Below are 15,864 nucleotides of genomic sequence, written 5' to 3'. Positions count from 1 at the left end.
AAAGTGTACCGAGGGAAGTTTTATCTCTTCGTCAAAGCGTGATTCTTCCTAGTTAGTTTTCATTTTTATAAAGGCTGATGGATTTGAACCATATCAACTAACAAATTCCCAAAATTAATGAAAAATACAATTAAGTATTATATATAAAAAACCCGATACCAAAACAGTACCGAGTTAATTAGCTTTATTATTTAATTCTTTCTTTTAAAAATCGTTCTAACCGATTTTCCAATGTTGGAGCTAGTTGTCTTTCTTCTTTTAAAAATAAAGATACTGTATTCCTACTAACACCTATATTCTTTGCAATAAATTGTTGCGTAGTGCCATAAAATTCTATTAAATATTTACATTGTTCTATTAATTCTTTTTGGCTCATACGCCCCACATTCCTTTCTTTTAAATTTTACGTTACATATGTAACTAAAAAAATATATATACTTATTCTCTACCATAATTACCACACGAACTTTTTAAAAAGTATTGCTCATAAATGGCTTAACCAAGCTACTTTGTAGGATTTTAGCAAATACTAATCACTTTGCAATTTTTAATATATTTCAACGTTGAAAGATTTTATCCTTCCCTTACCTATAATCTTAAAATCACCTTCAAACCTAGTGATACCAATAACCCTACCATAATTACCACAGTATTTTTTCAAAAAATATTACCTTCAAACACGCATGAATACTTGGTTTACAGAGTTTTTACTTTAGTGGTTGTTCTTTCTTTTTTTATTAAAATCTTGAAAAGTTGCTCTTCTCCTATACTCCCAAGATTTTTTTATTTTTAACATACTTTAATCCTAGATATACCAAGGATTTTAACGGTTTATTAAAATTTAACACCCATTCCAAAATCCATATTTTTAAGTATTTTTTTAAAATATTTCAGTAGAAAAATACCCTCTACCATACATCCCTAAACTTAAAACCTTGCAAACCGTTGGTATCACTAGCTTTGTAAGGTTTTGCTTGTTTTATTAAGATTTAATAAAATACCTATAAATGGCTCAACCATGCGTATTTTACTGGGTTTTCTATTTCAAACAATTATTCCTATTTTTTCTTTTCTCCTCCATTATAAGAAAAATCGTATCACCTTTGTGATCCGTTGATATGACTAGGGTTACATTACTTTACGTTTTCCTTAATTCTAAGGTAACTCTCTTTATTTTGTTTGGTAAATTTTAAGGAGGATTTTCACCCTCCTTAATACACACTTAAACATTGTGCTGATATTTTACGAGGTCTCCCTCTTGTTCTTTTCCATTTATACATTTTCAAAATCCTTATAAACGGCTTGGTTGAGCCATTTTTGTTTATTTGGTTAAAATTGTAACCACTTTCAAACACGCATGAATACTGGGTTACAGAGTTTTTACTTTAGTGGTTTTTTCTTTTTTTATTATATTTTTTATATTTTTCTAATTCTTTTTCTTTTGCACATTTATTACAATATATTTGAGGACTGTTTGGAGATTTTAATTTTCGGAAGTCGTTAATCACTATATCTGAATTTCTTATATTTGAAGAGTCCTCGACATCATGTCGAGTACAGGCTCAAAATTGAGCGTTCCTATTTTACCCTTCCTATCGGTCTTATTAAAACTTCGTAAAAACAGGGCTTTAACCCTATACGATTTGTCTAGTTTATATGGATTGACTATAGTATATACTTCCGTTAATATCGGTTTATTTACCTTATCTATTATCTTTAAGTGTATACTCCTAAGTGTCTTACCAAAGGTTGTTTTATACCTCCTATCTCTTATCCTCTATACTGTCTTATCTTTTAGTTTAAGTAAGTATTTTTTAAGTTATACACTTGACTTTAAGCTATGCCAAGGGATAATGTTTTAGATTGAAAGGTTTAAGCCAAAAAATTATTTTACCTACAAGTTACCGAGAATAATTGTTAATAACAAATAATTCTTGATAACTCATAAGTAAAATAACTATAAAGCTAATGTTTTGAGTTGAATAGGAATCGCTTTAAACTCTTATTATTACGCTTTCGCACTAAGTTTTACCATCCATATCTTGTCCTAGATGTTGAATTACTTAGCTTTACCCTCGAATTATCGAGCCAAAATACCACCGTAACTGTTGTTTAAGGTTATTGGTCGTCACGCACCTACACTTATATATTACCTTACATGACCTATAATAAGAGTAATTTAATCATGAATATATAAGAGCAACTATTTCACTTGCATTGGCTAGTTAAACCTTGTTTTGTTTATCGGATGGTGTCAGCTTCCACCCATCATAACCTATACTTTAGCGATTGGAATTCCCAAAACGCTAAATTTTAGTTACTAAAGTCCTTTAAGAACTTTTGTAAAAAAGGGTATAGGAAATAAACCTATTGCAATCTCTCTTTTTTTCGATTACAATATAGTTAGTGATTTGGGTTGTAATCTTGAGAGATTGCAAAAGTTTATAAAACGATATTTAGTTTTAGAGTAGAATGGTAACCGTCAATTACCGTTCTATTTTTTTTATTTAAATTCTTTTAGAATATTATCTATTGCATTAACCTTTTCGGTCATGTTTAATTTTTCAAGTTCTTTTTTATAATGTTTAAGTGCAAGTTGTATCTTTGTAAATTCTGCACAATTAACCGTAAGTGTAGCTTGTATAAATTCATCATATTTAGTTCTTTTTACATCAACTTTCATATTTAACACCTTACTTTCTTAAATTTTCTAATGGAGAATATCTTTGATAACATTTCCTTAAATCTTCATCTTGTAAATCTAAATACGCCTTTTCAGTTACGGTAACTGAACTATGTCCAAGTAATCGGCTTAATGTATAAATATCACCTTTAGAAGCAAGTAAAAATCTTCTAGCAAAGTTATTCCTTAGTGAATGAGGTGTAATTAATTTATTAATCTTTGCTCTTTTTAAGTAAACTCTAAAATTTCTTTCAAAATTGTTATTAGCTAAATATGAATTAGTCCTTTGTGTAGGAAATAATAATTCAGTTTCCTGTATACTATCCTTGTATTTAAGCCAACGTTGTAACATTTTACTCATATTGTTAGAATAAAAAACTACTCTATCTTTTTTACCTTTATTTATTTCAGCAGGTATAAGTATGGTTCTTCTTACTATGTCGATATCATTAATAGTTAGATGGAGAGTTTCGGACAATCTCATACCAGTATCAAAAATTAGATTTATTATTATATAATCACGAAATTCATGAAATTTTGTACAATCAATACACCTAATTAATTTTTTATATTCTTCATCTGTTAGTTGCTCTTTACTTTTTCTTTTAGTTTTAATGAACTTACATTTGTGTATATCATTATCTTGCAAATTATTATCTTGTAAAAAACTAGCAAACGCTTTTATATTTCTTAAATAATTATTTAGTGTAGAATTACTTATCTCTTTTCCTATATCAGTTCTTTTGTCTATATTAGCCTTTTTTGCCCCTTCTTCTGTTGCACTAAAAGAATATTTCCCTCTATCTTTAGTAAATTGTATATATTCTTCTACAATCTTTTTATTTAACTTAGATATATCTGTTATTTGTTTTTCTTCTTCCATATATTGTGCAAATAATGTAAGAGTTTGATAATAAGATTTAATTGTCTTACTACTTAAATTTTTATATTTGCAATATTCAATATAAATAACTATAATATCTTTAACGTCTTGTTTTTTTGTAATTTTAGGCAATAAAAAACACCTCCAACATATCAAGATAAACTCAATATATTGGAGGTGTTCTATAATCAATATTTATTGTTATTAATTTACATTTTTCATATATCTTTTTATTAATTTGTTGCTATCATCAATGAAAAGAATGGCTTAACCAAGCTTTTTATGAAACCTTGTTCTTCAAGCGAAGCTTATCAGCGATAATAGCGATAAATTCACTATTTGTAGGCTTGCCTTTATCATTGTGGATAGTATATCCAAATAGTTTATTAATAGCTTCTATTTGTCCTCTGCCCCACGCTACTTCTATAGCATGTCTTATAGCTCTTTCTACTCTTGATGCTGTTGTATTGTATTTCTTAGCTATTGATGGATATAATTCTTTTGTTACAGCTGATAATAATTCTATATCATTAACAACCATAGTTATAGCTTCTCTTAAATACATATAGCCTTTAATATGAGCTGGTACTCCGATTTCATGTATTATATTTGTAATTTCTGTTTCTAAATCCATTGTTCCTTTTGGTGCTTGTGATTCAGTTGTATATGAAATCATTTGTTGTGCAGAAGTTTTTCTTGTATTTTCACAATCTGTTCCATTACTAAACATTTCTCTTATTCTTTTTGTAAATACTTCCATATCAAAAGGTTTTACTGTATAATAATCCGCACCTAATGTTATAGCTTTTTGAGTAATCTTATCTTGTCCAACTGCAGATAAAATTATTATTTTAGGCATTTTTTCTAAATTCATAGTATTTAGTTTTTCTAAAACACCTAATCCGTCTAAATGAGGCATTATTATATCTAATATTACCAAATCCGGTTTTTTCTCAACTATTAAATCTATAGCTTCTCTACCATCTTTTGCTATTCCTGTTACTACAATATACCTTTGATTTAATAAATAATCATTTAAAATACTACAAAACTCCTTATTATCATCAGCAATAAGTACAGATATTTTTGAATCTTCCATGCTTCTTCTCTCCTTCATTAACTTACATTATATTACTATTTATTACCAACCTCTATAAATCAAAATGATTACTTAACACTTAAGTATCATAGTTTTATTAATAAATTCTATAATACTAAGTAAAAATCCTCTTTTATTTTGTTTTTATTATAGTGGTATGTACTTTTTTCCATTTTATTTTTAATAAAAACTTAATCTCACCTTATAAATTATACCATGATTTATATAATTATAGCATTAATTGTTATAATTTATTTATATTCCACTATTTGTAAATTATAACCTTATTTTTAGTATAAGTAAATACTTTTATAGAAAATAGTTTGATAAATATTTATTATTTTTTTTAAAATATAACAACACTAGCGAAAAACTATTATTTTTAGAGACATTAAACAAAATAATAGACCAAATATATTAATATAATGGTCTATTATTTTTAAATATATAATTTTTATTATTTAATTATTTCTGCATCTTTTAACATCCATTCTATATATATACCATATCCTGTATCAGGTTTATTAATTAATACATGAGTTACTGCTCCAACAATCTTTTCATTTTGTATGATTGGACTTCCACTCATTCCTTGAACAATTCCACCTGTTTTTTCTAATAATACAGGATCTGTAACTTTTATTACCATACTTTTAGGACCAGGAGTTTCTTGATCTAATAATTTTACTATCTCAATATCATATTCTTTAGGTCCTTTTTCGTCTATTGTAGTAATTATCTTCGCTTTTCCTTCAGTAATTTCATTTCTAAAACCTACTTTCATAGGTTTAGAGTTATTTTTTAATATATTTACATCTTTTACTGTTCCAAAAATACCACTTTGAGTATTAGTTTTTATTTTACCATTAACTTCATTTTCATTTGTAAATATTCCTTGTAATTCTCCTGGTGATCCTTTTTCTCCTCTTCTTAAGTTTATTATAGATGATTGTAATATATCCCCATGTTTAATTAAAAAAGGTTGATTTGTATCACAATCAGTAATAGGATGACCAAGTGCACCAAATTTTTTAGATTCCTTATCTATAAAAGTCATAGTTCCAACACCTGCAGTTGAATCTCTTATCCATAATCCTAATTTGTATTCACCATTTCCTTCTTTTTTAAGTTCTACTTCTTTAATTAAATTTTCATTATCTCTTAAAACCTCTACACTTATTTTACTTTCATTACAGCCTTTAATTATGTTTATTAAATCTTGGCAATTTTGAACCTCTTCTCCGTTAATTTTTAATATAGTATCACCTAGTTCTATTCCACCTAATTTACCTGGACTCTCTTGTTTTTGGTTATTAATTTCAATCTCAGAATATCCAACAACCAGAACACCTTGCGTAGAAACTCTAACGCCTATGGTGTTTCCACCAGGATATAATTCTAAATCTTTTACTTTTTGAACTTCTAATGATTTTACCGGTATTACACCTAATAATTTTATCTGATATTTATTTTGATCATCTTTTATTCTACTTAAAGTACTTCCTCTCGGAATCATAGATGATACCGCAATATCCTTATTTGTATAAATTATATTAGGTATATTTATAATATTTATTGTGGTCATTAAAACCAGAATCAAGATTGGAGCTGTGATTAAACTAATTACTGATAAAATTTTCTTCTTCATATTTCTCTCCTCCTTTGCTTCTGATTTTAATTTTCCCAGTAGATAATTCTATTATGCTGTATTAACTTTGTTATAAAAGTCAAAAATTTTTAACCCATGTTAATTTTTTATAAATATCTTTTTTATTGTTATAAAAAAAAATAAAACCACGACATCCATGGTTTTATTTTTACCAAAATATATTGCTATATGTATCATTTTTTAAATTTCTAATTTTTTAATTTCACCTAATCTTATCATTTCTTTAACATTATTTAATGTAGCTTCTGTTACTTCATCTCCACCAAGCATTTTACCAATTTCATATTCTTTTTCTTCTTTAGTTAGTACTTTAATCTTTGTAAAAGTTTTATTATCTTTTACTTCTTTTGATACAAAATAATGATAATCTGAAAGAATTGCTATTTGAGGAAGATGAGTTATACAAAGCACTTGATGATTTTTTGATACTTGATACATTTTTTCTCCAACTCTTTGTGCAACAACTCCGCTAATACCAGTATCAATTTCATCAAAAATTAAAGTAGGTATTTTATCCTTATCTGCAAATACACATTTTAATGCTAACATAATTCTAGAAAGCTCTCCTCCAGATAATACTTTTTCTAAAGGCATTAATGGTTCTCCTGGATTTGTAGAAATTAAAAAACAGACATCATCAAATCCTCTTAAATTAAACTTATCTTCTCTTTTTATACTTATTTCCATTCTAGATTTTTCAAGCCCTACAAAAACAAGTTCTTTTAAAATATTTTCTTCTAATTGCTTACTTTTACTACATCTTAAATCATGAAGCTTTAATGATACTTTTTCCATTTTCTTTAAAATTTCTTGTTCTTTAAGTTTTAGTTCTTCAATAATCTTTTCAGAATTTATTATTTCATCATATTGAATTTTAATCTTTTCATGGTATTCTAAAACATCTTTTATAGTAACTCCATATTTTTTCTTATATTGGTTTATTTCATATATTCTTGCATTTATCTTTTCTAATTCATCATCATCATATACAACATCTTCTGCTAAATCTCTTATATCTCTAGATGCCTCTTCTATTAAATAAAATGCTTCTTCTATCGCTTCTTTATTTTTTTTAATTTTTTCAAAATTAATTTCTACATTAGATAGTTCTTGAATTACTTTAGAAAGAGAGTTTATAATGCTATTTTCTCCTTCAACTCCATTTAATAATCCATAAGATAATTTTAGGCCATTACTTATTTTTTCAGCATTAGATAATAAATTAAATTCTTCTTTTAAATTATCCTCTTCATCTTCTTTTAGCTTACCTTTTTCAATATCCTCTATTTGAAATTTAAGATAATCTAAAAGTTTCTCTCTATCTTGATTTCCTGAGATCTCTTGAATTTTAATTTCAACTTTTAATAATTCCTCTTTTAAACAAGTAAATTCTTCTAAAAAAGGTTCTATTTTTGCTCCTATAAAACTATCTAGATATAATATATGACTACTTCTTTGAAGAAGGTCTTGATTATGATGCTGTCCATGTATATCAAGAAGGCCTTCTCTTATTTTTTTTAACTGAGAAACAATAAGACTCTTTCCATTAACTTTAATTAAACTTCTGCCGCTTTGATGGGTCTCTCTTGAAACAATTAATATATCGTCTTCACTATCTATATTTAATTCAATTAATACTTCTCTTATTGTGTTATTTCCAATTGTAAAAATTGCTTCTACATATGTCTTTTCTTCACCTGTTCTAATTAAACTTCTAGAAAATTTTCCACCAAGTACATAATCTATTGCATCTATTAAAATAGATTTTCCTGCTCCAGTTTCACCTGAAAGTATATTAAAACCTTCATTAAAATTCATCGTTATATCTTGTATTAATGCAAAATTTTTAATATTTAATTGAATTAACATTTCAATCCATCCCTTATTTTATAGTGATATTCTCTTTCTTATTTTTGCGACTAATTCTTCAGCCTTTTCTAAGCTTCTAACTAAAATAAATATTGTATTATCTCCCGCTACAGTACCAGCAATATCAGTTCCTTCTAAATTGTCTATAGCTTCTGCTGCTGCTGATCCTGAACCACTTATTGTTTTTATTACTACCATCTTATCTATATTTTCTACACTTACTACCGTATTAGATAATATATTACTTAATCTATCTACTATATTTTTTTCTTCTCCAGAAGATACAACATATTTAGATTTACCATTTGAACCTTGTACTTTTATAAGCTTTAAAGTCTTTATATCTCTTGAAACAGTAGCTTGAGTAACATCAAAACCTTCTAATTTTAATGCTTCTGCTAAATCTTCTTGAGTTTCTACCTCTTTAGATGATATAATTTCTAATATTTTTGTATGCCTTTTTGATTTCAAAATTCATCACCATCACATTCTTTAGAATTGTTTAAAACTTTTTTTCTTATTACTTTAAAATAATCATAATCATTAAATAAAAGTAACTTTATTGATTTTTCTTTCTTTTTTATCGTTATAGAAGATTTATCTTCTATTTCAATGGCTTTTTGACCATCTAAAGTTAAATAAACTTTTTCATTTAAATTTTCTGATACTATCTTAATAACACTATCACCTTTTAACACAACTGTATACATACTATTTGTATGTGGACATATAGGTGTTATCGTAATCACTTCTAAATCTGGATGTATAAATGGTCCTCCTGCTGAAAATGAATAAGCTGTTGAACCTGTTGGGGTTGATACGATAATTCCATCTCCCTTAAATGTAGAGTAGAACTTTCCATCAACAAAAATTTTAAACTTTACCATTCTAGATAGTGTTCCTCTTGCAACCACTACTTCATTTAAAGCTTTAAGTTCATTTTTGTACTCTTTTCCATCAACTTCACAATTTAACATCATTCTATCGTGAATCTTGTATTCTCCTAGCTTTAATTTTCTTAATGCACAATCTAAATCTGATATTTCAGTGCTTGATAAAAATCCCAAATTCCCAATATTAACACCTAATATTGGAGCTTCAAAATTTTCATCTAAATCTCTTGCTACACCAAGAAGTGTTCCATCTCCACCTAATACAATAAGTAAATCTATCATACTTAAGTCTAATTTTTTCACTTCAAAACTGTCATATACATTAATATTCTCGACATTAAATACCTTTTTAATATTAGATATAACCATATTTAAAATAGTATTTTGACAATCTTTTGATGGATTTATCGCAATCCCTATATTTTTCATAACCCCTCCAAAAATTTTAAAGTTCTTGATGTGATTCTTCTACAACCTTATCTATATCTTCAAGTTTAAAATCACTTTCTTTTTCTTTATCCTTTGTAAAATAAACTAAGTACTCTCTGTTTCCTTCTGGTCCTTTAATTGGAGAATATCCTACTCCTAATACATTTAATTCTTGTTCTTTAAGAAAATCAATAATTCCATAAACAACTTCTTTATGTGTACTGATTTCTCTTACAACACCTTTTTTTCCTACTTTATCTCTTCCTGCTTCAAATTGAGGTTTTATTAAAGCTACTACTTCACCATCTTCTTTTAATAATCCAAGTGTTGCTGGCATTATCTTTTTTAATGATATAAATGATACATCTATAGAAGCAAAATCTAAAGGTTCACCAATATCTTCAAGAGTAACGTATCTTATATTTGTTCTTTCCATACATACTACTCTTTCATCTGTTCTTAGTTTCCATGCAAATTGTCCATAACCTACATCAACTGAAAACACTTTTTTAGCTCCATTTTGAAGCATACAGTCAGTAAAACCACCTGTAGATGCACCTATATCCATACACACCTTGTCTTCTAAAGAAATATCATAAGACTTCATTGCTTTTTCTAATTTTAATCCACCTCTACTTACATATTGAAGAGTTGCACCTCTATATTCTATATTAGCTTCATAACTTATCTTTTCTCCAGCTTTATCTACTCTTTGACCATCAACAAACACTTTGCCTTCCATAATGCAAGCTTTTGCTCTTTCTCTCGAATTAATTATACCTTTTTCTACCAAAAGTAAATCAAGTCTTTGCTTTTTTCCTGCCATGTATTTTTCTCCTTTTAATTATAAAGCTTTATGACAGCCTCACTTATACTTTGAGGATCGATCTTATATTCCTTATAAAGTATTTCAACACTACCTTGTGGAACAAATGTATCTTCATATCCTAATAACTTTATATTTCCTTTATAATCTATATCATTTAAATATTTTAATATTGCTTCTCCTAAACCACCACATAAAACATTATCTTCAACAGTTAAAATATTATATCCTTCTTCTTTAAGTTTTTGCAATACTTTTTTATCTATTGGTTTTATAAATGTAGCATTTATTATTTTAGGATTTATATTTTTATTTTTTAATAATTCCTTTGCTAAAATAGCATGTTGTACCATTTTACCACTTGCAATAATACAAACCTTATTTCCTTCACTTATAGTTTCCCAAGTTCCATATTCTATTTGTTTTATAGCCGTCATATTATTTATAATATCGGTGCCTCTAGAATATCTTAATGCTACCGGAGCATTTCTTTCAAATGCCCATTTTAATAATATTTCAACTTCTTCTATGCACTTAGGTGCTACAATCGTTATATTCGGAATTATTGATAAATAACCTATATCCATAATCCCTTGATGTGTTTCACCATCGTCACCAACTATACCTGCTCTATCTATCGCAAATACAACCGGTAAATTTTGCAAGCAAACATCATGCATTACTTGATCAAAACCTCTTTGAAGGAAAGTTGAATATACTGCAAATACTGGTTTTAAACCATTACTTGCCATTCCTGCCGCTAACGTTACTGCATGTTGTTCTGCTATTCCTACATCAAAAAATCTTTTAGGAAATTTACTTGAAAATCCTTTAAGTCCAGTACCATCAGGCATTGCTGCCGTTATTGCAACAACATTTTTGTCTTTCTGTGCAATATCTATTAAAGAATTACCAAAAGCTTTTGAATATGTAGTATTAGAAGATACTTCTACTTCTCCACTTTCTAAGTCAAATGGTGCAATTCCATGATACTTTGATGGGCTTTGTTCTGCTAATGCGTATCCCTTTCCTTTTCTGGTTACTGTATGTATTATTACTGGACCATCTATTTCTTTTACTCTAGTAAATACTTCAGTCATGGCCTTTATATCATGCCCATCAATAGGTCCTATATATTTTAGTCCCATATTTTCAAAAAACATTGAAGGAACAATAAGTTGCTTTATACTATCTTTTACTTTATTCATTTTATCTACTAGGTTTTTACCTAACTCTGATGAACTTAGTGATGTATTTATATTAGTCTTTAATTTATTATATCTAGGTTCAGTTCTTAATCTATTTAAATATCTTGATAATCCTCCAACGTTTAGTGAAATTGACATTTGATTATCATTTAAAATAATAACCATTTTTGTTTTTCTAAATCCAACATCATTTAATGCCTCTAATGCCATACCACCTGTTAATGCTCCATCTCCGATAACTGCAATTACATTATACTTTTCATTTTTTAAATCTCTAGCTCTTGCAATTCCAAGTGCAGCTGATATTGAAGTACTACTATGACCAGTATCAAAATAATCATACTTACTTTCATTTCTCTTAGGAAATCCACTCATTCCATTAAACTGTCTAAGATTTTCAAAGTCATCTTTTCTTCCCGTTAAAATTTTATAAACGTAACTTTGATGTCCAACATCCCAAACTATTTTGTCTTTATTAAAATCAAAAGCTTTAAAAAGACTAAGTGTCATTTCAACAACACCTAAATTGGACGATAAATGTCCTCCTGTTTTTGATACGCTATCTATTAAAAACTCTCTTATTTCTTTACTTAATTTTTTAGTGTCATTTTCATTTATCTTTTTTAAATCTTCTGGGAAGTTTAAATTATCTAATAATGACTTCATATTAACCATTCCCTTATTCCCTTTTTTTAATTTTGTCTATCTAAAAGACCATATGTTAATTCTTTTAATGGTTTTGAATTTACACTTAATTTGTCTAAAATATTAACACATTCTTCTGTTAACTCTTTGCAAAGTTCTTTACATCTTTCTAATCCATAAACTGTTATAAAATTAGTTTTATTTAATTCTTGATCTCTATGAGGATTTTTTCCTAATTCTTCACATGATCCTATTATATCTAATATATCATCTTTTATCTGAAAGGCTAAGCCTAATTTTTTTCCATACTCATCTAAAGCTTCTAAATCTTCATTTGGAATATTAGCTAAAATACCACCTGATACTACAGAAGCTCTAATTAATTCTCCAGTCTTTTTTGAATGCATATATTCTAATTCTTCTTTAGATATCTTTTTTCCTTCACTTAATATATCAACAACTTGACCGCCAATCATACCTTCAGCACCAGCAGCATTTGCGATTTCATAAGATGCTTTTAATGCATTTTCTCCTAAAATTAATGAATTTCTCATAAGAAGTATCATAGCTTCATTTAATAATGCATCTCCAGCTAAAACAGCTATATTTTCTCCAAATACTTTATGATTTGTTGGTTCCCCTCTTCTTAAATCATCATCATCCATACATGGAAGATCATCATGAATTAAAGAATATGTGTGTATCATCTCTATTGCAGCTGCCATAGGGATTGCTTTTTTTATATCTTCTTTATATATACCATAAGCTAAGCAAAATAATATAGGACGTATCCTTTTCCCTCCTATGTTTAAGCTATAGCTAGATGCTTCATATACAGATTTATTATAAGAATCTTTTCCTTCAAAATATTGTTTTAAATAATTATCTATTTCATTTTTTATATTATTTATCATCATTTCGACTGTCAAACTCCACTTCTTTTTGTTCCTTAATTACAGATATTTTCCCTTCATAGGAATTAAGAGTCTTGTAAAGTTTATTTACAAGTTTCACACCATCTTCATAAGCTTTCATTCCATCTTCAAGACTCATGTTCTCTTCTTCTAAATTATTTAATATATCTTGAAGTTTATTTAACATCTCTTCATAACTTTCTTTTTTTGCCATATTAAACGCTCCTTACTTAGTAGGTATAAACTTTCCATTTACTGTGCCATCTTTAAGAGAAATATTCAAAGTAGTTTCATCTGTTAATTGAGATACACTTTTAACCAAATTTCCTTTTTCATCCTCTATTATAGCATATCCTTTATTAAGTACTTTCACTGGATTATTAGCACATAATAGATTATTTAGTCCTTCTATATTTTGTCTTTCTCTTTTAATTCTTGCACTTATTACAAAATTTAATCTATCTTTTAATTTATCAACTTCTAAATATGAATTTACTATCTTAGACATTGGAGAATGTAATTTTAAAATTCTTTCATTTGACATTAATTCATTTCTACAATATCTTAGCTTATCCTCTATTGTTGTTTCTAATTTTCTTGATATTTCATAAATTTTATCATTTATATCACTTAATAATGGAACTGCAATTTCCGCTGCCTGAGATGGTGTTGCTGCTCTTACATCTGAAACAAAATCTGAAATAGTAAAGTCTACTTCATGGCCTACTGCTGAAATAATAGGTAATTTAGAATTAAATATAGCTTTTGCTAAATCTTCCTCATTAAAGTTCCATAGTTCTTCTATTGAACCCCCGCCTCTACCTATTATTATTAAATCAACAGTTTTATCTTTATTAAAATAATCTACTCCTTCAATTATTTCCTTATAGGCACCTTCCCCCTGAACTTTAGCTGGATATAGTATTATGTCAACTAAAGAATTTCTTCGTGTAGTAACATTAATAATATCTCTTATAACTGCTCCAGTTTCAGATGTTACAACCCCTATCCTCTTGGAATATTTAGGCAACTCTTTTTTATACTTTTCATCAAAATATCCACACTTAGATAATTTTTCTTTAAGGGCTTCAAATTTAATAAATAATTCTCCTTGCCCTTCTTTCTTTATTTCATCACAATAAAGTTGAAAACTACCTGTAGCTGGGTAAATAGATGCCCTTCCCTTTATAACAACTTCCATTCCATCTTCTAATGTAATCTCTAAAAGATTAGCTTTACTTTTAAACATTACACAATTTATTTTTCCATTGTTATCTTTAAGAGAAAAGTAAATATGTCCACTACTATGAAACTTTAAATTAGAAATCTCCCCTTTTACAGAGAGATTATTTAAAATAAAGTCACTATCCATTACTTTCTTTATATAATTAGTTAGATCTGAAACAGTTAATGTTTTAATCTTCATAGTCCTTTAAAGCCTCACATGAATTTTTTATTAAAAGAGTAGTCGTTAAAGCCCCAACTCCACCTGGTACTGGTGTTAATAAAGAAGCTTTATTTATTACCTTATCAAAATCAACATCTCCAGTTATCTTACCTTCAAAAGATGATGTTCCTACATCAATAACTATAGCATCTTCTTTAACATATTCATCAGTTATGAATTTAGGTCTTCCTATTGCTACAACTAATATATCTGCTTTTTTACAAACTTCTTTTAAATTCTTTGTTCTAGAATGACATATTGTAACTGTAGCATTTTCATTTAATAAAAGTTGTGCAACTGGTTTTCCTACAATATTACTTCTTCCAAGAACAACAACTTCTTTACCTTCCATATCAATGTTAATACTCTTAAGTAGTGTAACAACTGAATTAGGAGTACATGGTAAGAAATTTGCTTCTCCCATATATAATCTTCCTTGACTTTCAAAAGTAAGACAATCTATATCTTTATGTATATCTATTTCTTTAACTATTTTCTTTTCATCAAGATGTTTAGGTAATGGTAGTTGAAGTATTATTCCTTGAACATCTTCGTCATTATTTAACTTATGAATTTCTTTAATAACTTCTTCATTGCTACTATTTTCTTCTAATACAACTTTTAAAAATCCTACTCCAAGTGAAGTTGCAACCTTTTCTTGACTTCCCATATAATAAATTGATCCACCATCATTTCCAACTAATATAGATGCAATCTTAGGTATTTTAAGACCGTTATTTTTTCTTTGTTCAACAAAAGTTTTAATTTCCTCTTTTACTTTAAGTGCTATTTCTTTTCCATTTATTATTTGCCCCATTTTTAATCGCCCCTTCTTACTTCTTTATAATATTATCTAATACTCCATTAATAAATGAAACACTTTTTTGATCAGAATATTTTTTTGTTACTTCTAAAGCTTCATTTATTGCAACTTTACCTGGTACTTCTTCATCATATAATAATTCATAAACTGCTAATCTTAATATACATAAATTAACCTTTGATATTCTATCTATCTTCCAATTATGTAAATTTTCAGAGATTGCTTCATCTATCTTTTCTTTATTAGCTTCAACGCCTATCAATGCTCTTTTTATGTAAGTTAAATCTAATTCTTTTATATCTCCTTCATAATTATCTATAAAACTTTCTAATGTTTCTTCACAATTGTCTGTGTTTAAAGTCATTCCAAATAATAATTCCATTGCTTTTTCTCTTGATAATTTTCTATTCATTTAGTCCTCCAAAATTTAAGTTATTTCCATATTTTTATTATTACTATTTTGAGTGTTTTATAAA

Annotated in this window: 15 protein-coding genes; all 15 read right to left on the bottom strand. The window is 27.4% G+C overall.

The genetic code is table 11. The features are described 5' to 3' along the window. Nucleotides 1-187: 187 nt before the first annotated feature. Complete coding sequence (locus KYD98_RS12725; RefSeq protein WP_219780427.1) at nucleotides 188-376, bottom strand: TniB family NTP-binding protein; 189 nt, start codon at nucleotides 374-376, stop codon at nucleotides 188-190. A 2,127-nt stretch (nucleotides 377-2,503) separates the two neighbouring features. Then, nucleotides 2,504-2,683: a hypothetical protein gene (locus KYD98_RS12720; RefSeq protein ID WP_219780426.1), complete on the bottom strand. Its 180-nt coding sequence runs from the start codon at nucleotides 2,681-2,683 to the stop codon at nucleotides 2,504-2,506. Nucleotides 2,684-2,693: 10 nt separating this feature from the next. Then, nucleotides 2,694-3,698, bottom strand: coding sequence for a tyrosine-type recombinase/integrase (locus tag KYD98_RS12715; protein WP_219780425.1), 1,005 nt, complete (start codon nucleotides 3,696-3,698; stop codon nucleotides 2,694-2,696). A gap of 148 nt (nucleotides 3,699-3,846) precedes the next feature. Then, nucleotides 3,847-4,665, bottom strand: coding sequence for a sporulation transcription factor Spo0A (gene spo0A, locus KYD98_RS12710; RefSeq protein ID WP_219780424.1), 819 nt, complete (start codon nucleotides 4,663-4,665; stop codon nucleotides 3,847-3,849). A 457-nt stretch (nucleotides 4,666-5,122) separates the two neighbouring features. Continuing rightward, nucleotides 5,123-6,313 (bottom strand): SpoIVB peptidase, encoded by a 1,191-nt coding sequence (gene spoIVB / locus KYD98_RS12705; protein ID WP_219780423.1) that lies wholly within the window; start codon nucleotides 6,311-6,313, stop codon nucleotides 5,123-5,125. Nucleotides 6,314-6,514: 201 nt separating this feature from the next. Beyond that, on the bottom strand, nucleotides 6,515-8,203 hold the full coding sequence (gene recN / locus KYD98_RS12700) for a DNA repair protein RecN (RefSeq protein WP_219780422.1): 1,689 nt from the start codon (nucleotides 8,201-8,203) through the stop codon (nucleotides 6,515-6,517). Between the two features lie 18 nt (nucleotides 8,204-8,221). Then, entirely contained in the window at nucleotides 8,222-8,674 is a 453-nt protein-coding gene (locus KYD98_RS12695; RefSeq protein WP_219780421.1) for an arginine repressor, read from the bottom strand. After that, nucleotides 8,671-9,525: an NAD(+)/NADH kinase gene (locus KYD98_RS12690; protein ID WP_219780420.1), complete on the bottom strand. Its 855-nt coding sequence runs from the start codon at nucleotides 9,523-9,525 to the stop codon at nucleotides 8,671-8,673. The genes KYD98_RS12695 and KYD98_RS12690 overlap by 4 nt, the downstream gene beginning before the upstream one ends. A 16-nt stretch (nucleotides 9,526-9,541) precedes the next feature. Next, nucleotides 9,542-10,351, bottom strand: coding sequence for a TlyA family RNA methyltransferase (locus KYD98_RS12685; RefSeq protein ID WP_219780419.1), 810 nt, complete (start codon nucleotides 10,349-10,351; stop codon nucleotides 9,542-9,544). A gap of 14 nt (nucleotides 10,352-10,365) precedes the next feature. After that, nucleotides 10,366-12,225, bottom strand: a complete 1,860-nt coding sequence (gene dxs / locus KYD98_RS12680; RefSeq protein WP_219780418.1) for a 1-deoxy-D-xylulose-5-phosphate synthase — start codon at nucleotides 12,223-12,225, stop codon at nucleotides 10,366-10,368. 26 nt (nucleotides 12,226-12,251) lie between these two features. Further along, the gene (locus KYD98_RS12675) at nucleotides 12,252-13,121 is read right to left on the bottom strand and encodes a polyprenyl synthetase family protein (RefSeq protein ID WP_219780417.1); all 870 of its coding nucleotides are present in this window, start codon (nucleotides 13,119-13,121) and stop codon (nucleotides 12,252-12,254) included. After that, nucleotides 13,108-13,332: an exodeoxyribonuclease VII small subunit gene (locus KYD98_RS12670; RefSeq protein ID WP_219780416.1), complete on the bottom strand. Its 225-nt coding sequence runs from the start codon at nucleotides 13,330-13,332 to the stop codon at nucleotides 13,108-13,110. The genes KYD98_RS12675 and KYD98_RS12670 overlap by 14 nt, the downstream gene beginning before the upstream one ends. A gap of 12 nt (nucleotides 13,333-13,344) precedes the next feature. Continuing rightward, nucleotides 13,345-14,544 (bottom strand): exodeoxyribonuclease VII large subunit, encoded by a 1,200-nt coding sequence (gene xseA / locus KYD98_RS12665; protein WP_219780415.1) that lies wholly within the window; start codon nucleotides 14,542-14,544, stop codon nucleotides 13,345-13,347. Next, a complete protein-coding gene (locus KYD98_RS12660; RefSeq protein WP_219780414.1) occupies nucleotides 14,534-15,382 on the bottom strand; it encodes a bifunctional methylenetetrahydrofolate dehydrogenase/methenyltetrahydrofolate cyclohydrolase in 849 nt (282 codons plus the stop codon). The genes xseA and KYD98_RS12660 overlap by 11 nt, the downstream gene beginning before the upstream one ends. Before the next feature lie 16 nt (nucleotides 15,383-15,398). Continuing rightward, the gene (gene nusB, locus KYD98_RS12655) at nucleotides 15,399-15,800 is read right to left on the bottom strand and encodes a transcription antitermination factor NusB (RefSeq protein ID WP_219780413.1); all 402 of its coding nucleotides are present in this window, start codon (nucleotides 15,798-15,800) and stop codon (nucleotides 15,399-15,401) included. Between the last annotated feature and the right edge of the window lie 64 nt (nucleotides 15,801-15,864).

Source organism: Clostridium weizhouense (assembly GCF_019431045.1).
GTDB classification, from domain to species: domain Bacteria; phylum Bacillota; class Clostridia; order Clostridiales; family Clostridiaceae; genus Clostridium; species Clostridium weizhouense.
Note: the sequence above shows the minus strand (reverse complement) of the source record. Positions and strands in the feature narration are given on the sequence as shown.